This is a genomic window from Bradyrhizobium sp., from assembly GCF_030646015.1.
Lineage (GTDB): Bacteria > Pseudomonadota > Alphaproteobacteria > Rhizobiales > Xanthobacteraceae > Bradyrhizobium.
This window is the reverse complement of record NZ_JAUSLT010000106.1, coordinates 25,561-42,336: the sequence shown is the minus strand read 5'-3', so window position 1 is coordinate 42,336 and position 16,776 is coordinate 25,561. Positions and strand designations below refer to the sequence as shown.

Here is a 16,776-nt window from a genome sequence, read left to right as displayed (position 1 = left end):
GGGTCCCTGCGTTCGCAGGGACGACACCACGGGTGTGGCGGGCGGGAGCCGCACCACAAAATGTCGAAAACAACCCCATGAACAGAATGGCTGGACTGGCGGCACTCGTCCCACCACAAGATATAGTACGTCAGGCCGCGCCTACGCCGCCGCCTGCCGCGCCGTCGCGGCGGCCAGCACCATCTCGGCGCATTTCTCGCCGATCATGATGGCGGGCGCGTTGGTATTGCCCGAGATCAGCATCGGCATGATCGAGGCATCCGCCACCCGCAGGCCCTCGATGCCATGCACCCGCAATTCGCTGTCGACCACGGCCATGGCGTCGGAGCCCATCTTGCAGGTGCCGACCGGATGGAACGTGGTTTCGGCATTGTGGCGCACCCACTCCAGCATGTCGGCGTCGCTCTGAATTTGCGCGCCGGGCGCAATTTCCTCGCCGGTGATCTCCTTCAGCGGCGACGTCGCCATCAGTTCGCGGCCCTTGCGGATCGCGGCGATGACACCGGCACGGTCGTGCTCGGTGGAGAGGAAGTTGAACCGGATGGCGGGCGGTGCGGCGGGATCGGACGAGGTGATGTGGATCGAACCCGTGCTCTCCGAACGCAGCACGTTGACGTTCATCGTGATGCCCTGCCGCTTGGCGACCCGGCGCACGCCGCCGACCATCTCATACAGGAAAGGCAGGATCGAGATCGTGGCATCAGTGGTTTCCAGTCCCTCGCGGGTGCGGAAATAGATCCGGATCGGGACCGCCGTCGAGGCGAGAAAGCCGGTACCGAACAGCGCGTACTTCAGGGCTTCCCGCGCCAGGCGCCAGCCGCGCGCATTGTCGTTGAAGGTGAGGTTGCGCTCCACAATCGCGAACTTCACCCGCGGCGAATAGTGGTCGCGCAGATTCTCGCCGACGCCCGGCAATTCATGCAGCGGCGCGATGCCGAGCGCGCGCAGGCGCTCGCTCTGGCCGATGCCGGACAACTCCAGCAGTTTCGGCGAATTGATCGAGCCGCCGCAGACGATGACCTCACGCGCCGCCCTCGCCTCGCGCCGCACGCCTTCAACGGAATAGCGCACGCCGACGCAGCGCTTGCCTTCCAGCACCAGCGTCTCGGCCAGCGCGCCCTGCTCGATCGCGAGGTTCGGCCGCCCCCGGGCCGGATCGAGATAGCAGACCGCCGTGCTCTGGCGGCGCCCCTTCGCGATCGTCACCTGTGACATGCCGACGCCTTCCTGGGTCTCGGCGTTCTGGTCGGGATTGAACGGCAGGCCAATGCGGCCGGCGGCCTCGATGATCTTCTCCAGCAGCGGCAGCTTGTTGCGCGGCGTATCGGTGACCCGCAGCAGCCCGTCGCGGCCGCGAAATTCATCGGAGCCGCCGGCGTAACGCTCCATCCGCTTGAAGATCGGCAATACGTCCTGATAGCTCCAGCCGCGGTTGCCGAGCTGGGCCCAGTGATCGTAATCGCGCGCCTGGCCGCGGATATAGACCATGCCGTTGATCGAACTCGATCCGCCCATCATCTTGCCGCGCGGCACATCGATGCGCCGTCCGCCGGAGCCCTCATCCGGCTCCGACCGGTAACACCAGTTGACCGCGGGATCGTCGATCATCTTCGAGGTGCCGACCGGCACGCGCGACCAGAAATGATTGGAGCCCTTGGTGCCGGCTTCCAGCAGCAGCACGCGGTGGGCGCCGCTCTCGCTGAGGCGGCTCGCGACGACTGCGCCTGCCGAGCCCGCGCCGACGATGATGTAGTCGTAGGTGGGGGACATGGCGGGATCCTCTTTTTGAGATGGGATGTTGCCCGGTCAGGTAACCAGCGCAGGGGACACGAGGCAAGGGGATGCGGGCAACTCACTTCCTTACATAAACCGGATCATCATCCCTCGTATCCGGCACGTTATTCCGCGCCGCAATCCGGATCGCCGCCCAGGCATTCTCCGCATTCGGCATCTTGAAGCGTTCTCGCATCCACGTCACAAAACTCTCCGTGCCCATCAGGTCGATATCGAATTCGTTTTCGAGCTGGATCGCGATGCGGGCCTTGTTGTCGTCGACCAGTACGACGACGGCTTCGCCGTCGGCCAGCACGCTTTCGACCACTTCGAGCACCTGCAGCACGCTGCGCTCGCCACGGTCCTTCCACGAAGGCTTCAGTTCGGCTTTCGAGCCAGCCAGTTGCCAGTTCTGCATGGCCTTGGCGTACTCCTCGCCTTCGCGCGTGGCCTTGATGTGAATACGGTTGGCGTTGCGGGCGAACCATTGTTTCAGCACCGCGCGTTGCTGCATGCGTTGATCGTCGCCGGGGTCCGGGTCGCGAACGGCTTCCTCTTTCACCATGTCCGAAATCCAGACGTCGGCCCCCGGCACGAACAGCCAGTCGAGCGCATCGCTGCCGATCAGCGCGAGCAGCGACAACGGCGTGGTATCGGGAATCAGGAGTCGCGAGCGCCGCGCTATGTCATCGTCGGGCCCGGTCACGAGATTCCCAAGCGGCGCTCGACCGCCGCGATCTCGGCGCGCACGGCATCGCGGTTGCGGCCGCTTTCGGCGGCCTCCGCCATGGCGAGCGCGACTTGCCGGAGGTCTGCGGTGTCGTATCCCAACGGATCCTTCAACGCGCCGCGCCGCACGATCGCGCGCGGTTTTGCCACCTCGCTCGGCAAGGCTTCGGCGGCGGCGAGTTTCAAGCGGCGAAACTCCTCGACGGACATCATCACCGAGCGCGGCTTGCCGTGATTGAGGATGAGCACGGGAGACCCGGCGGCCGAGCGCTGGATCTCACCGGATTGCTGTTGCAGATCGAGGGATGAGAACTCGCGCATGACGGCCTCGAATCGAGATAGCGGGGCTCGTTGTGAGTCCCCTCACCCGAAATTCGCTAACGCGAATTTCGACCTCTCCCCGCAAGCGGGGCGAGGTGGCTGAACGCTAGCTTTAGTTGCAGCCTCAAGAATACATAATATACGTGTTTTAGAGGATCATTCAACCTTCGCTTGGCCCGTCAGCCCGCCTTCTGATATCGATAGCCCCCGAAACGGGATCGTATTGCCGATGAATCATTTCCCCACCCTCAGCCTCTCGCGGACCCTCCTCGCCGCCCTCCTCGTCCTCGCCTCCCCCGCGCTCGCCGCGGACGAGCCGCCCGAGGGCGGGCCGAAGGGCGCCGCGGTCACCGTGATCAAGGCGGCAAAAGCCTGCTTCAACAATATCGTCGAGGTGTCCGGCATCCTGATCCCGCGGGAGGAGACCTCGGTGCGCTCGGAGCGGCCGGGGCTGAAGGTGGCGGAGGTGCTGGCGGAGCCCGGCGATACCGTCACTGCCGGCCAGCTGCTGGCCCGGCTGTCGCTGCCCGAGGGCGGGCTGACGCTGGTGGCGTCGCCGACCGCGGGGCTGGTCTCGGCCTCGACGGCGGTGGTCGGCTCGGTGGCGGGGGCCAAGGGCGAGGCGCTGTTTTCGATCATCGCGCGCAGCGAATTCGACCTGGTCGGCATGGTGCCGGTGCGGGATATTTCCAAGCTCGCGGTCAACCAGACCGCGCGGATCAAGATCATCGGCGCCGGCGAGGTCGAGGGCAAGGTGCGCCGGGTGGCCTCGACCATCGAGCCCAACAGCCAGCTCGGCCAGGTGTTCGTCTCGGTGGTGGTGCCGCGGCGCCTGCTGGTGAATTCGTCCGGCCGGGCGCTGATCAAGACCGGACAGAGCTGCGGCATCTCGGTGCCGCTGACCGCGATCCTCTACTCATCGGCCGGCACCGTGGTGCAGGTGGTGCGGCGGGCGCGGGTCGAGACCAAGCAGGTCGAGGTCGGGCTGATGTCGTCGGGCCAGGTGGAAATCCGCCGCGGCATCGAGGAAGGCGACATCGTGGTGGCCCGCGCCGGCGCGCTGCTGCGCGAAGGCGATCCGGTGCGGCCGGTGACGGCGAGCGTGGATGTGAAGAAGTAGGGCGGCGCGCTCCCATCCCTCTTCGTCCCTGCGCACGCAGTGACCCATAATCACAGGTGTTGGTTATTTAAGAAGGTCGTCGACCACTTTGCTTGAACCGAGGGGCCGCGGCGTATGGGTCCCTGCGTTCGCAGGGACGACGAAGGTATTTTGTTGTAGGCTCAACGCCTGCTTCAACAGCCCCCTCAATTTCGCGCATGTATTACGTCTACATCCTCGCGAGCCGGCGTCACGGGACCCTGTATATCGGGGTGACCAATTCCCTGCAGAAGCGGCTGGCGGAGCATCGCGAGGGCGAGGGCTCCTCGTTCGTCAAGACATACGGCGTTTACCGGCTGGTTTATGTCGAGGTTTACGAGCGCGCGGACGAAGCGATCGCGCGGGAGAAACAGCTGAAACGCTGGAAGCGGGACTGGAAGATCGAGCTGATCGAGCGCGAGAATCTGGAATGGCGCGATCTGAGTGATTTGCTGGTTTAATCTCTCGTCGTCCCTGCGCACGCAGGGACCCATAATCCCGGTCATCTGAGGCAGTAGCGCAGTGGTTCAACAAGCCGGTTAACACCATCTGCAATATCGATGGGCCGCGGCGTATGGGTCCCTGCGTTCGCAGGGACGACGTTGATGGAGATTGCCGGTTGCGGTCCCTGCGTTCGCAGGGACGACGAGGGAGCTTAGCTTCCCGCCTTGTCGCTCGCGACGGTGCCGGTGAAGCTGACGTCTTCCGGGAGCGAGGAGGAGACCGACGGCACCTGTTCGCCGTCGGTGGCGCGGGAGATGGCGATGCGGGTCTTGTTGAAGGCGGATTCGATGCCGGCGAGCTGCGGGTTGAGCTCCCTGAGCAGCTCGGTCATCAGCACGCTGTTGGCGCTCTTGGAATCGTCGGCGACCTTGCCCGGCGTGGCCGAGGTCAGGATCAGCGCGTTGTCGGGGGCGGTGATCGGGGCGAGGCCGTGGGAGAAGGCGCGGAAGCGGCGCTCCCAGGGATTGCGCCTGCTGGCGTCGACCACGACCAGTTTGGCGCGGGCGCCCTTTTCGCTGATCGCGTCGAGCACGGATTCGACGCTGATGCCGTCGCGGCGCACGTCGGCTTCCTTCCAGATCTGGGCGTCGACCGGGATCATGTAGCTCTCGCGACGGGCCTGCACGCCGTAGCCGCCGAAGAACAGCATGACCACGCTATCCGGCCCGACCTTGGCCTGCAGCCGCGCGACGGCGCGGCGCATGTCGTCCTTGCTGGCGTCCTCGACGACGTCGACGTCGAAACCGCTGCTGCGCAGCGTGGCGGTGAGCGCGCGGGCGTCGTTGATCGGCTGCGCCAGCGGCGCATGGGCGTCGGGATAATGGCCGTTGCCGATCACCAGCGCGATTTTCGAACCCCTGGCGGCGGCGGCTTCGCCCTGCTCGGAGGCGATCGCCTTGGCGGCATCGAGCGCGCGCTTGTTGAGCGCGGCATGGGCACCGATGCCCAGCGACACCGTGGCCACCAGCACGGAGGCAATCGTGAGGCTGCGGCGGGAGATGCTGATCTGCCAAAGGTTCATCGGTTCATTCCCGGTCATCGGCATAAGCGCGCCAGTTAGTCGCGCCAAAACCGATTAGGTTTGAGGAGTTGCCGGGCGGTGTGTCGCCCAATTGCGCTCTATTTGCGGCATTGCAACAAAAGAAGTCTTAACCTGCAGGACCCGCATCGGCAACCTCGTTTGGGGAAGGCAGCCCTGCGGGCCGCGCGCAAGATGAATTCCTTCGATCCTACATAGGGTTACGGCCGGCGTCGCGCCGCTTTTGCGGGCGCCAGCTGGCGCCAAAACGGGCGATTTTGCCGTGACCTCGGTCACATTTGTAATCCCTTCGTTTTCGTGTAGTTTTTCAAGGGCTTATAGGGTTGGAGATTTTGCCGGTTTCGCGGTTTCGACGCGGCCTGGCGGGACGTGCGACGGCGCGGCTGGGCAAGAAACTGCATGACATTTCACCGCATCGCCGGGGCCGCCTACCGCGCACTGACGGCAGCCAAGCACGGCCCGTCGCTGTACGACGTCTGCGATCCCCTGCTGCTGAAATATTCCGGCGGCGACCCGCATCTCGGCAAGTTCTATCGCACCGCGCTGGGCAATCCGGCGCTGCGGCCGCTGCTGCGGCGGACCGGGCTTGTCGAATTGCGCGACGAGGCCAAACTGCGCCGCCTGCGCGACGCGCTGGGCCAGGCGCGCGACCATGCCGAGCCGGACTGGGCCGCGATCGGCGCGCCGGTCGCGGACCTGCTGGATACGATCGAGCTGTCGCATCCCCGGCCCCTCGCCGCATCGGCGCCGGCGCGTGCGCCGGAGCTGGCGCAGATCGAAAGCGTGATCCGCGGCTGCGCTACGCATCTGCTGAAATCCTTTGGCCGCAATGGCTTCATCCCGACCTATGCCGCCTTCAATCTGATCGGCGACGCCGATCTGCGCGGCCGCGAAATGCTGATGGCGCTGACCGGGCTGAATTCGCGCGGCTACAAGAACTCGACGCTGCTGTTCAACCTGGCGCGGGTGTTCATCGCGCGCTCGCCGGCCCGCGCACTGATCAACCCGCCGTGGCAGGGCATCGCCGAGCCGATGTGGGAGCCGATGCAGATCCGCCACCGCTCGGCCTATTACGACGCCTTCTTCACCGAGGCGCTGCTGAGCTTTGCCGAGACCGGCCTCGCCTCGCCGGACGAAGCCACCGCTTCCCGCCGCGCCATCGCCGACATGGTCGACTTCTGCCTGACCACCAGCGCCGAGGATGTGAAGTCGCATGACGGCTCGACCGTCCGCGTCATCACCGCACTGGCGCCGCTGCCGCATCCGCGCTTTTCAAAGTTCTTCGCGCAGATCAAGCAGGACCTCGGTTTCGGCATCTACGTGCCGGACTGCGACACCACCGCCTGCTCGTTTTCGGCGGCAACCCAGGCCGGCTCCACCGATCCGATCCTCGACCAGCCGCTGCTGGATTTCTATGCCGGCTACCAGGTGAGCGAAGGCGCCAACGAGCCCAAGGTCACGGTGCCGCTCAACGACAACATCGATTACGAGGGCGGCGTCGTCACCTGGATCGACAATCTCAGGGGCGAGCGCCCGTTCGGCAATGACCTCGATCCGACGCTCAATCTCGACATTCTCGAAGTCAGTTTCCGCAATTTTGCGCGCTGGAAGATTTGGGAGACGCCGGCGCGGCTCGAGACCGTGCACCGCATCATCGGCTTCCAGAAGCGGCTGGTGCTGAGCGGCGCCTTCACCAATCCGCGCTCGCATATCTATTACCTGCCGGAGCTCTACTGCGCCTATTTCGGCCGCTGCTACGCCGCCTTCATCGCGCTGCCGCCGGCCGCGCAGGCCGCCGTCGATCCCGACGGCACGTTCGAGATCATCCGCGCGAAGGTGCTGGCCTATGTACAGACCGAGCTGATCGCGCACGAGATGAATGCGTTCGATGCCGCGCTGGCGCTGATCGCGCTCGGCCATCTCGGCGCCTCCCCTGCGAGTTTCGCGCCGGCGCTGCATTGCATCGTCGCGAGCCTTGGCGAAGGCGGCCGGCATGGGCCGTTCAAGGCCTATGAGTGGAACAAGATGAAGACCCCGACCCGAATCCTGGTCGGCGGCCCCGAAGTCACCTCGGCCTTCGTGCTGATGGGCCTGGCGCTGGCGCGGCGGGCGATGATGGCCGCAAGGTAGGGTGGGCAAAGGCGCGCGCTTCGCGCCGTGCCCACCATCCTTCCTCCGCGCAAATGATGGTGGGCACGGCGCGAAGAGCGCCTTTGCCCACCCTACGAAGCGACACATCGCGTTAAGTTGAAAGCGTCCGCGCTGGCATGGCAGCCCAATCCGCACCACAATCGTGGCGCCTGATTAGCCGATTCCTCATGGTAGACGGCCGCTGCTTCATGAAATTCCTGATTGCGCTGTTCGCATTGCTGCTGCCTGCCACAGCCTTCGCCGCCGACATCACCGGCGTTCCCAAAATCCGCGAGGCCGACCACGTCCAGATCGGCAACGCCCGCATCCGCCTCGGCGGCATCGACGCGCCGCAAGGGGACCAGCTCTGCCTCAACACCAAGGGCGAGCGCTGGGCTTGCGGCGCAACGGCCCGCGACGAGTTGATCAAATATGCCGGCACCAGGACATGGTCCTGCAACCGGCGCCAGGTCACCGATCGCCGCGGCCGCATCGTGGCGCGCTGCGATGTCGACGGCGAGGACATCCAGAAATGGCTGGTCCGCAACGGCTGGGCGCTGGCCCTGGTGCGGGTTTCCAAGGACTACGACCCCGACGAGAAGGCCGCGCGCGAGGCCAAGGCCGGGATGTGGCAGGGCGCCTTCATCGCGCCGTGGGACTGGCGCGTCCGCAACAAGAAGACCGCCATCCTCGGCGCCGTCAAACCGCCGGAGAACGCCCGCGCCATCCTGCTGGCCTCGGCCTCCGGACCGGTGGCGCCCTCGCCCGACTGCACCATCAAGGGCAACGTCAACCGTTCCGGCGTATGCATCTATCACACCCCGGCCAGCCGCTGGTACGCCAAGATCCAGATGAAGATCAGCAAGGGCACGCGCTGGTTCTGCTCGGTCGACGAGGCCGAGGCCGCCGGCTGCCGCGAGACCCGAAGGTAGCGCAATGAAGCGCGCCGCGTGGCTGCTGCTGTCGGTCATCACCGCCTACGTTCTCCTCGCCTATGTCGTGCTGCCGGCATTCTGGACCCATTACGAGCACCAGAAGGGGCTCGCCGAGCTGCCGATGGTGACGCGCACCGCGCAAGGCATTCCCGGCGATCCCGTCAATGTCGGGCTGGTCGGCGACACAAAAGACGTGCTCTGCGCCATGCATGCCGCCGGCTGGTATCCGGCCGATCCGATCACGCTGAAATCGTCGATCGAAATCGCCGGCAGCGTGCTGCTCGACCGCCCCTATCGCGCGGCGCCGGTCAGCAATCTGTATTACCTCGGCCGCCGCGAAGACCTCGCCTTCGAGAAGGCGGATGGACGCAGCGCCGATCACCGCCACCATGTGCGGTTCTGGAAGGTGCTGGAGCAGGGCGAGGAAAAGCGCCCGGTCTGGCTCGGCGACGCCACCTTCGATCGCAGCGTCGGCGTCAGCCATTACACCGGCGCCATCACCCACCACATCGATGCCGATATCGACGCCGAGCGGCAATTTCTCCTGACCGACCTGGAGGCGGCCGGCATGGTGCAGGCGAAATACCAGGTCACCGGCATCGGCCCGACACTGGCCGGGCGCAACGGCGGCGGCGATCTCTATTACACCGACGGCGAGGTCTGGATCCTGCGGCTGGTCGAGGCCTGCCACAAGCAGACCGGCCCCGCCGCGGTGATCGCCAGCCCCGCCGCGACCGAGATCAAGGACCAGATCTGGCAGGCGGTGGCGGCGGCTATGAGGAAGTGAGCAAACTGTGCCAGCCGTCATTGCGAGGAGCCCTTGCGACGAAGCAATCCAACCTGCTGAGGCAAAGCTGGATTGCTTCGCTTCGCTCGCAATGACGAGTTTGATATATTATCATTCCAATCCGACTTGAATTCCCCGCTATTCCCCGGCATCCCTCCCTCGAGCATTCGCAACAAGGACAAACAAAATGACCGTTCGCGCGGGCCGGGAGTTTCTGGCGATCCCCGGGCCTACCACCATGCCCGACGAAGTGCTGCGGGCGATGCATCGTCCGGCGCTGGACATCTATTCCGCTGAAATGATCGGGCTGACCGACAGCCTGCTGCGCGATCTGTCGAAACTGTTTGCCACCAAAGGCCGCTCCTACATCTATATCTCCAACGGCCACGGCGCCTGGGAAGCCACGCTCTCCAACGTGCTGTCGCGCGGCGACAAGATCCTGGTGCTGGAGAGCGGCCGCTTCGCGATCGGCTGGGGCCAGGCCGCAGCCTCCATGGGCGTCGAGGTCGAGGTGCTGAAGGGCGACTGGCGCCGTTCGATCCGCCCGGCGGAAGTCGAGGCGCGGTTAAGGCTGGACAAAAATCACGAGATCAAGGCGATCCTGGCGGTGCAGGTCGATACCGCTTCGGGCGCCTATAACGACATCGAGGCGATCGGCAAGGCGATCAGGGCGGCGGGCCACCCCGCGCTGTTCATGGTCGATGCGGTGGCCTCGCTGGGCTGCATGCCGTTCGAGATGGACGCCTGGGGCATCGACGTCGCGATGTCCGGCTCGCAAAAGGGCCTGATGGCGCCGCCCGGCCTCGGCTTCGTCGCCGCCAACGACCGCGCCCGCGAAGTGCACAAGACCGCCGGATTGCGCACGCCCTATTGGGACTGGACCGCGCGCGAAGGCAGCGAGCACTATCAGAAATATGCCGGCACCGCACCGGTGCACCTGTTGTTCGCGCTGCGCCAGGCCATCGACATGCTGTACGAGGAAAAACTCGACAACGTGTTCCTGCGCCATCGGCTGCTGGCCGAGGCGGTGCGCCGCGCGGTCGCGGTGTGGGCCGAGGGCCAGGTGCTCGGCTTCAATATCGCGGAGCCTGCCGAACGCTCCAATACGGTCACGACCGTGACGATGTCGAACGGCCACAGTCCGGTGGAGCTGCAGCGCTATTGCAAGGAAAAATGCGGCGTGGTGATCGGCACCGGCATCGGCGACCTCGCCGGACAGGCGTTCCGGATCGCCCATATGGGCCACGTCAACGCGCCGATGATTTTGGGCACGCTCGGGGTGATCGAGGTCGGATTGAAGGCGCTCGGTATTCCCCACGGCCATGGCGGCACCGAAGCCGCGATCGAATGGCTGGGGGAGAGCGTGGGAGCGTGATTCGTTAAAGTCCGCCTGCCCGGCGTCGCAGTTCGTGACGGCAGGGGACAAGAGTTTCCCGACGCGGACAGTTCAGCCCGGCGTTGAAACCCGTTCGATCTTTCCGCTAAACAGGGGGAGCGGAACTACCTTCGCGCGGACTGCTTTTTGCAGCATCTTGCAGACGCACATTGGCTCTCCCTTTACTGTTGTGCATTTGCAAGGGTAGCCATAGGTGAACTTGACCAGCGCCTCGATATCGTTGGCTGCGATCGCCTGTTCCACTCTTTCTTCGTATGTCATTCGCGCGTCTTTCTTTCGGCTATCCGTCCTGTCGGTCGGCTCATTGCACCCAAAATGTCCGAGGTCGCAGGAACGTGATTATCTGCCATGGACAGACCTGCGCTTCAACCGTTCAGTCGCCGGATTGCGATGGTGAGGTTGCTCGCAAAGCGACCCAAGCGGCGAGCCTTGTTCTTGCTGAATTCGATTCGCTTACAGCGCCTCCTGCCTTCGCTGCCGGATTCGCCGTAGACGCCTGAACAGCTTCGACAAGGTCGGTCGCACCGGCAGAAACAACTGGTATGCGACTTCAAGAATCGCGAGAATTCCGGGCAGCGCCGCCATACGTGCAGCACGCCGCCACCGCGGCAAAGTGCTCCAAACAGCAACGAATGCCGCCGCGCCAGACAACAATGATCCATCATTGCAGCGAACGTGAAACCGCTTCATGGCTTGCTGTTTGGTAAGATCCGCAGCAAGCGTTCCTTCGGATCGAGACACATCCAGGAAGTGGATTGCACCGGCACCTTCCTGCCTGCGATAGTGATTTATCTCCGCCTGGCAAAGTGGACACGCTCCATCAAAGTACACCGTTAATGATTGTCTGTCGGACTGCAAGCGGCGCCTCCATTCAGCCCGGCAGTGCGCCTGCCGCCCCCCTTCGCGCCCGCGCCCCATATCCAGCGGCACAGCGAGCTCAATTATGAATATCGGGCGGGGTCAAACATCCTGGCTATCCGCAATCCTATACGACCCTGCCATCGGTTTGGATCAGTCGCGCCGAACAAGATTTTGACTTCTGGCGGACATGAATCGCCTGGACCCCGCAGACTCTGGTGGATATCCGGATCATCGCGGAGAGCGCGGCCTTGGTGAGCAGTGGCAATGACCTGTCTTGGACAGATCAGGGGTTGCGAATGATCCAATTCCGGTCCGCGCGCGTATGAGCTTCTGGACGCGACATGACCACCGCGCGGCGGCGCCCGTTGATGGACATCGGTACCAAATTGTGCCGGCTGATGTGAGAAAAGCATGACTTTCCAACAAGCCAAGACCTTTCGTGCGGGACCTGACGAGCGCGGCCACTTCGGTGCGTTCGGCGGCCGCTTTGTGCCGGAAACCCTGATGCCCTTGATTCTGGAGCTGGAGTTTGCCTATGCCGAGGCGCGAAAGGATCCCATATTTCAGCAAGAAATGAAAAGCTATCTTACCAATTACATCGGCCGTCCTAGCCCGCTGTATTTTGCGGAGCGCATGACCGAGCACCTCAAGGGCGCCAAAATCTATTTCAAGCGCGATGAGCTCAATCACACTGGCGCTCACAAGGTGAACAATGTGCTTGGCCAGATCATGATTGCGCGGCGAATGGGCAAGAAGCGGATCATCGCTGAAACCGGCGCCGGCATGCACGGCGTCGCTACCGCCACACTCTGCGCCCGTTTTGGTCTCGAATGTATCGTCTACATGGGCTCGGTCGATGTGGAGCGGCAGGAGGCCAATGTCCTACGCATGAAGATGCTCGGCGCCGATGTCCGGTCCGTCGACTCTGGCTCCCGGACGCTCAAGGACGCCATGAACGAGGCCCTGCGCGATTGGGTCACCAACGTGGAAAATACCTTCTATTGCATCGGTACGGTGGCCGGTCCCCATCCGTACCCTCTGATGGTCCGTGATTTCCAATGCATTATCGGCAGGGAAACGCGGGATCAAATGATCCAGACTGAGGGACGGCTGCCGAATTCGCTGATTGCATGTATTGGCGGTGGTTCCAACGCGATAGGCTTATTCCATCCGTTCCTCGATGAAACACAAGTCATGATGTATGGCGTAGAGGCGGCGGGTCACGGCCTGAACAGCGGGTTACACGCCGCTTCGCTGGCGGAGGGTCGCCCCGGGATTCTCCATGGCAACCGTACTTACCTCCTGATGGATGGCGATGGGCAGATCGAGGATGTGCACTCGATCTCGGCAGGTCTGGATTATCCGGGCGTAGGTCCCGAGCACGCATGGCTCAATTCCGTTGGCCGGGTGAAATATCTCTCCGCCACCGACGAGGAATCCATTTGCGCGTTGCAACTCTGCGCCAGGCTGGAGGGGATCATCCCTGCGCTGGAGCCCGCGCACGCGATCGCCAAGGCAATCGAGATTGCTCCGAAAATGCCCCGCAATCATCTGATGGTGATCAACCTGTGCGGGCGGGGCGACAAGGACCTTGCGAATATCGTCAGCTATCTCGCGGATAGCAAGCGATGATCGGGTGCGTCTGTCGTTTCAGGCGCGGACAATCCGGTATTTCATGGACGAGCGGGCGGGTATCTTGAATTGGAACGAGGCGGCCAGATCGGATGCTTCGAGCGTACCCTCAGCCGCGGCCTGGCTGGGAGGCCTCGGCATTCTCCCCTTTGCCGGGCTCTCGCTTGCGACATTCTTCACACGTGATGCTTTGAAAACACAATTGTTGTTCGCGCTGTTGGCATATGGCGCGATAATTCTGTCGTTCCTGGGTGGCATTCATTGGGGTCTTGCGATCGGTGCGGTTCCTCAAACCGATAACACGCTGTTGCGTCGGATCGCCCTGAGTATCCTGCCTTCGCTCGTCGCCTGGGTGGCGTTGTTGGTGCCGTTCAGCATTGGCTTCCTGGTCCTTGCTGCAGCATTCGTCGCGATGCTGGTGGTGGACATCCGAGCCTCGCGCATGCACGAAGCCCCGGCCTGGTATCCGAAGCTCAGATGGCCACTGTCGTGCGGCGCAGTTGCCGCACTGTTTTTGGGAACGTTTTCGTGATGCGGCCCGCCGCAACGGCCCACCAAGTGATCCGGGGCCGCCTTGAATTCGTAAAACAGTTCAAGATGCGACGAGAACAATCATGAGAACGCGCACACGAGACTTTCCTGGTGCCGATCGCGAGACCAACGAACGACTGACGCTAGACGTCGCCCGCGATGAGGAAGCCATCATCCATGAGATCCTGGAACTTCGTCGGACAAATCCGATGAGCCTGGAAGCGATTGGCTTTCTGCTTGGAGCAGACCCGAGTCAGGTATCACGCTACTTGAACGGCACCTCGAGCGTCACTCTCACCAATTACCTTCGAATAGCGCGGGCGCTTGGCTATCGCTGCCGAATTGTGCTCGAAATGGCCGATATTGGTCCGCGTAACACACCCCCGTTAGACCTCAGAATAGCTTCCCACAAGGTCATCAACGCGCGTCGCTCCCCGACATCGTGAGCAGAGGTTGCTTCGTGGGACGCGGTCGGCGGCCAGATTTGGCACAGTTTCCGCGCCTCGGGAAATTTGTTCAGTTCCCTGTGATCCAATTTTTGCTCGGTCTCGTATCGATCATTACCGGGACTGCAGCGTCGCCGCTGCGCCCCCACCCCGGTAACAAGGCCCCGGTCGATAAGCCCCTCGACCGGGGTACTTTTCTTCAAAAGGGCAAGCGCCTTCTAAGACTTCCGCCTATCGGATGCTCGAAGTCCAGCATGCGAAATGAGAAGGAAACGCGGGTTTGAATATCCAGATCAATGACTTTTCCCAGCAGTCCAGTGGCATGCCTTCTCGCGAGGAGGCCGAGGCCGCGTTCCGGACCATTATCCGCTGGGCCGGGGAAAACCCCGATCGCCCAGGATTGCTCGAAACACCGTCCAGAGCCGCTCGGGCTTTCCGGGAGTATTTCGCTGGTTACGAACAGGACCCGCTGGCGATCCTGGATAAGACTTTCGACGAAACCGGCGGCTACGAGGAAATGGTCATCCTCCGTGGGATAGCGTTCCAAAGCCATTGCGAGCACCATCTCGCCCCCATCGTCGGCCAGGCATGGGTCGCTTACGTCCCCAGCGGCCGGGTCGTAGGGCTCTCCAAGTTGGCTCGCGTTGTCGACGCCTACGCCAAGCGGCTGCAGATCCAGGAGCGGATGACTTCGGAGATCGCTTCCGCAGTCCAGGACGTACTGCAGCCACAAGGTGTTGGAGTCGTGATAAAGGCTGTTCATCACTGCATGTCGAGCCGGGGCGTTCACAAGGTTGGAGCGGAAATGGTAACAAGCTGCATGCTTGGCTGCTTTCGCGACAACGCAGCAACCCGCCAAGAATTCCTGGCCATGACCAAACAATGAGCTTTATTGGCACATGTTTGATTGTAGAGGGCTCGCATCGGCGTGCAAACTGGGCCAACAGGCTCGCACACCTCGGTCACAATCTACTCGCGAGACTGACATTCGACATTGCATTTTCTGTCCGATTCGCCGAACTGCCATACGGAGCCAAGTTGGCGCGGAGCAGGTCTGAGGACATTATGGTCGCCAAAGAAATTCTGCAGGCTGACCCGCGACCTAAGGCATCGGAGTTTGCCGAATCCATCTCAAAAGTCGCAAATGACCGAGACGAGGCGGCATTCGACATGTTGTTTCGATACTTTGCGCCTCGCATAAAGTCTTACTGCCTGAGGCTGGGCGCCGATTCCTCCGGCGCCGAGGAAGTCACGCAAGAGGCAATGGTTTCGATCTGGCGCAATGCGAAACAATTCGACCCGGCAAAATCATCGGCCTCAACCTGGATCTTCACGATCGCGAGAAATCTGGCCATCGATCGTTTTCGCAGGACGCGCCGACCCCAATTCGATCCGAACGATCCGGCGCTCGTCCCCGAGGACCAGCTGCCTCCCGATCGTCTCATTGAACAGACCGAGAAGCAGGAGAACGTTCGGAAAGTCATGGATTCGCTTTCTGCTAACGAACGAAATGTCCTGATGCTTTCTTTCTATGAAAACCTTTCGCACGGCGAGATTTCCCGTCGACTCAGTCTCCCGGTTGGAACAGTGAAATCCCGGATACGACTGGCGTTCGCCAAGATTCGCTCCACCCTCAATGCCCAAGACGGAGCAGGCAGGTGACAATCAGATTTCATATCAGCAATGATGTCCTCCTGGGCTACTCGGCGGGAACTCTGGATGAGGCATCCAGCCTGCTTGTTGCGACCCACCTTGCCCTCTGTCCGCACTGTCGCGCACGCAGCAGTTCCGCTGACTCTCTCGGCGGCTATTTGCTCGATTCTCTCGAAACAACACCAGTATCCCCGACATTGATGGCTTCCATATCATCGCAAATCAGAAGCGACGTAACGGATCCCGAGCCAAGGCAGCCGTCCCGTTTTTCTGCAAATGCGGTAATTCCCGATCCGCTCCGAAGTTATCTCGGCGGGGACCTCGACGGCCTGCAATGGAAATGGCTCGCGCCTCGTGTTCAGCAAATTGCCATCGATACACGGGACAAGCGTTCGCGAGCGCGATTGCTGCGTTTCCAGAAGGGCCTGACGGTTCCATCTCATGGGCACAACGGTCGCGAATTAACCCTTGTCCTTGCGGGAAGCTTGTGTGATCGCGATACCATTCTGTATCGCGGCGACGTCGCTGAAACGGACGAACGTACCGAACATCAGCCCTTCGCCGGCCCAGGCGAAGACTGTGTCTGCCTCGCGGTAACCGACGCTCCGCTGCGGTTCAAGAGCAGGCTTGCCCGATTGTTGCAACCGCTGTTCGGAATTTAGTGACCATGGTGAGAACGAAAGACAGGTAATCACCATGCTCCGCTACGCTATGGCATATGTCGGTACAGGGGGTGTCTTTCTCGGCGCCGATTTCATCTGGCTCAATCGAGCCATGAGCTTCTATCGAAGCTCCCTGGGCGGGCTGTTGGCGGAGAAGCCGAACCTCGCCGCGACGGCGGCTCTCTACCTGATCCATGTTGTCGGAATTGTAATATTCGCCGTTCTGCCGGTCGCCAGGA

The 16,776-nt window shown here is 62.6% G+C and carries 18 protein-coding genes and 1 pseudogene; 13 read left to right on the top strand and 6 right to left on the bottom strand.

What is annotated here, in order from left to right; all coding sequences use genetic code 11:
- Nucleotides 1-141 precede the first annotated feature (141 nt).
- The 3 genes from Q7T45_RS17230 to Q7T45_RS17220 form a co-directional block, all read right to left on the bottom strand.
- Complete coding sequence (locus tag Q7T45_RS17230; protein ID WP_304872160.1) at nucleotides 142-1,770, bottom strand: GMC family oxidoreductase; 1,629 nt, start codon at nucleotides 1,768-1,770, stop codon at nucleotides 142-144.
- 82 nt (nucleotides 1,771-1,852) lie between these two features.
- On the bottom strand, nucleotides 1,853-2,479 hold the full coding sequence (locus Q7T45_RS17225) for a hypothetical protein (protein ID WP_304872158.1): 627 nt from the start codon (nucleotides 2,477-2,479) through the stop codon (nucleotides 1,853-1,855).
- Nucleotides 2,476-2,823, bottom strand: a complete 348-nt coding sequence (locus Q7T45_RS17220; protein WP_304872156.1) for a type II toxin-antitoxin system Phd/YefM family antitoxin — start codon at nucleotides 2,821-2,823, stop codon at nucleotides 2,476-2,478. Before Q7T45_RS17220 ends, Q7T45_RS17225 begins: the two co-directional genes overlap by 4 nt.
- Before the next feature lie 229 nt (nucleotides 2,824-3,052).
- Here Q7T45_RS17220 and Q7T45_RS17215 point away from each other — a divergent pair, with 229 nt between their 5' ends.
- Nucleotides 3,053-3,943 carry an efflux RND transporter periplasmic adaptor subunit gene (locus tag Q7T45_RS17215; protein ID WP_304872154.1) on the top strand — a complete coding sequence of 297 codons (891 nt, stop codon included), beginning with the start codon at nucleotides 3,053-3,055 and terminating at the stop codon, nucleotides 3,941-3,943.
- 197 nt (nucleotides 3,944-4,140) lie between these two features.
- Nucleotides 4,141-4,422 carry a GIY-YIG nuclease family protein gene (locus tag Q7T45_RS17210; RefSeq protein ID WP_304872153.1) on the top strand — a complete coding sequence of 94 codons (282 nt, stop codon included), beginning with the start codon at nucleotides 4,141-4,143 and terminating at the stop codon, nucleotides 4,420-4,422.
- Between the two features lie 194 nt (nucleotides 4,423-4,616).
- Here Q7T45_RS17210 and Q7T45_RS17205 read toward each other — a convergent pair whose 3' ends face one another.
- Nucleotides 4,617-5,486 (bottom strand): caspase family protein, encoded by an 870-nt coding sequence (locus tag Q7T45_RS17205; RefSeq protein WP_304872152.1) that lies wholly within the window; start codon nucleotides 5,484-5,486, stop codon nucleotides 4,617-4,619.
- Between the two features lie 417 nt (nucleotides 5,487-5,903).
- On the opposite strand from Q7T45_RS17205, the gene Q7T45_RS17200 reads away from it, so the two are divergent.
- The 4 genes from Q7T45_RS17200 to Q7T45_RS17185 all read left to right on the top strand — a co-directional run bounded on the left by Q7T45_RS17200 (nucleotide 5,904) and on the right by Q7T45_RS17185 (nucleotide 10,731).
- The gene (locus tag Q7T45_RS17200) at nucleotides 5,904-7,634 is read left to right on the top strand and encodes a hypothetical protein (RefSeq protein WP_304872151.1); all 1,731 of its coding nucleotides are present in this window, start codon (nucleotides 5,904-5,906) and stop codon (nucleotides 7,632-7,634) included.
- A 209-nt stretch (nucleotides 7,635-7,843) separates the two neighbouring features.
- A complete protein-coding gene (locus Q7T45_RS17195; protein ID WP_304872150.1) occupies nucleotides 7,844-8,566 on the top strand; it encodes a thermonuclease family protein in 723 nt (240 codons plus the stop codon).
- A 4-nt stretch (nucleotides 8,567-8,570) separates the two neighbouring features.
- Nucleotides 8,571-9,356, top strand: coding sequence for an LssY C-terminal domain-containing protein (locus Q7T45_RS17190; RefSeq protein ID WP_304872149.1), 786 nt, complete (start codon nucleotides 8,571-8,573; stop codon nucleotides 9,354-9,356).
- Nucleotides 9,357-9,543: 187 nt separating this feature from the next.
- Entirely contained in the window at nucleotides 9,544-10,731 is a 1,188-nt protein-coding gene (locus Q7T45_RS17185; protein ID WP_304872148.1) for an alanine--glyoxylate aminotransferase family protein, read from the top strand.
- Nucleotides 10,732-10,803: 72 nt separating this feature from the next.
- On the opposite strand, the gene Q7T45_RS17180 is transcribed toward Q7T45_RS17185, so the two are convergent.
- Both Q7T45_RS17180 and Q7T45_RS17175 read right to left on the bottom strand, forming a co-directional pair.
- Entirely contained in the window at nucleotides 10,804-11,013 is a 210-nt protein-coding gene (locus Q7T45_RS17180) for a hypothetical protein (protein WP_304872146.1), read from the bottom strand.
- Between the two features lie 192 nt (nucleotides 11,014-11,205).
- Nucleotides 11,206-11,610: a thiol-disulfide oxidoreductase DCC family protein gene (locus tag Q7T45_RS17175; RefSeq protein ID WP_304872145.1), complete on the bottom strand. Its 405-nt coding sequence runs from the start codon at nucleotides 11,608-11,610 to the stop codon at nucleotides 11,206-11,208.
- Nucleotides 11,611-12,024: 414 nt separating this feature from the next.
- Here Q7T45_RS17175 and trpB point away from each other — a divergent pair, with 414 nt between their 5' ends.
- The 7 genes and pseudogenes from trpB to Q7T45_RS17140 form a co-directional block, all read left to right on the top strand.
- On the top strand, nucleotides 12,025-13,245 hold the full coding sequence (trpB, locus tag Q7T45_RS17170) for a tryptophan synthase subunit beta (protein ID WP_304872144.1): 1,221 nt from the start codon (nucleotides 12,025-12,027) through the stop codon (nucleotides 13,243-13,245).
- Between the two features lie 4 nt (nucleotides 13,246-13,249).
- Nucleotides 13,250-13,777: a DUF3429 domain-containing protein gene (locus Q7T45_RS17165; RefSeq protein WP_304872143.1), complete on the top strand. Its 528-nt coding sequence runs from the start codon at nucleotides 13,250-13,252 to the stop codon at nucleotides 13,775-13,777.
- 82 nt (nucleotides 13,778-13,859) lie between these two features.
- A complete protein-coding gene (locus Q7T45_RS17160) occupies nucleotides 13,860-14,222 on the top strand; it encodes a helix-turn-helix transcriptional regulator (RefSeq protein ID WP_304872142.1) in 363 nt (120 codons plus the stop codon).
- A gap of 322 nt (nucleotides 14,223-14,544) precedes the next feature.
- Nucleotides 14,545-15,108: a GTP cyclohydrolase I FolE gene (gene folE, locus Q7T45_RS17155; RefSeq protein WP_304872191.1), complete on the top strand. Its 564-nt coding sequence runs from the start codon at nucleotides 14,545-14,547 to the stop codon at nucleotides 15,106-15,108.
- A gap of 179 nt (nucleotides 15,109-15,287) precedes the next feature.
- Nucleotides 15,288-15,884, top strand: a complete 597-nt coding sequence (locus tag Q7T45_RS17150; RefSeq protein WP_304872141.1) for a sigma-70 family RNA polymerase sigma factor — start codon at nucleotides 15,288-15,290, stop codon at nucleotides 15,882-15,884.
- Nucleotides 15,881-16,537 (top strand): ChrR family anti-sigma-E factor, encoded by a 657-nt coding sequence (locus Q7T45_RS17145; protein WP_304872140.1) that lies wholly within the window; start codon nucleotides 15,881-15,883, stop codon nucleotides 16,535-16,537. The genes Q7T45_RS17150 and Q7T45_RS17145 overlap by 4 nt, the downstream gene beginning before the upstream one ends.
- Nucleotides 16,538-16,571: 34 nt before the next feature.
- Nucleotides 16,572-16,727 (top strand): annotated as a pseudogene (locus tag Q7T45_RS17140) (DUF2177 family protein); the annotation flags it as partial.
- Nucleotides 16,728-16,776 lie beyond the last annotated feature (49 nt).

Coding starts and splice junctions, on each gene's coding strand:
- Q7T45_RS17230 (WP_304872160.1), bottom strand. CDS start 1,770: ATGTCCCCCACCTACGACTACATCATCGTCGGCGCGGGCTCGGCAGGC.
- Q7T45_RS17220 (WP_304872156.1), bottom strand. CDS start 2,823: ATGCGCGAGTTCTCATCCCTCGATCTGCAACAGCAATCCGGTGAGATC.
- Q7T45_RS17215 (WP_304872154.1), top strand. CDS start 3,053: ATGAATCATTTCCCCACCCTCAGCCTCTCGCGGACCCTCCTCGCCGCC.
- Q7T45_RS17210 (WP_304872153.1), top strand. CDS start 4,141: ATGTATTACGTCTACATCCTCGCGAGCCGGCGTCACGGGACCCTGTAT.
- Q7T45_RS17205 (WP_304872152.1), bottom strand. CDS start 5,486: ATGAACCTTTGGCAGATCAGCATCTCCCGCCGCAGCCTCACGATTGCC.
- Q7T45_RS17200 (WP_304872151.1), top strand. CDS start 5,904: ATGACATTTCACCGCATCGCCGGGGCCGCCTACCGCGCACTGACGGCA.
- Q7T45_RS17195 (WP_304872150.1), top strand. CDS start 7,844: ATGAAATTCCTGATTGCGCTGTTCGCATTGCTGCTGCCTGCCACAGCC.
- Q7T45_RS17190 (WP_304872149.1), top strand. CDS start 8,571: ATGAAGCGCGCCGCGTGGCTGCTGCTGTCGGTCATCACCGCCTACGTT.
- Q7T45_RS17185 (WP_304872148.1), top strand. CDS start 9,544: ATGACCGTTCGCGCGGGCCGGGAGTTTCTGGCGATCCCCGGGCCTACC.
- Q7T45_RS17180 (WP_304872146.1), bottom strand. CDS start 11,013: ATGACATACGAAGAAAGAGTGGAACAGGCGATCGCAGCCAACGATATC.
- trpB (WP_304872144.1), top strand. CDS start 12,025: ATGACTTTCCAACAAGCCAAGACCTTTCGTGCGGGACCTGACGAGCGC.
- Q7T45_RS17160 (WP_304872142.1), top strand. CDS start 13,860: ATGAGAACGCGCACACGAGACTTTCCTGGTGCCGATCGCGAGACCAAC.
- folE (WP_304872191.1), top strand. CDS start 14,545: ATGCCTTCTCGCGAGGAGGCCGAGGCCGCGTTCCGGACCATTATCCGC.
- Q7T45_RS17150 (WP_304872141.1), top strand. CDS start 15,288: ATGGTCGCCAAAGAAATTCTGCAGGCTGACCCGCGACCTAAGGCATCG.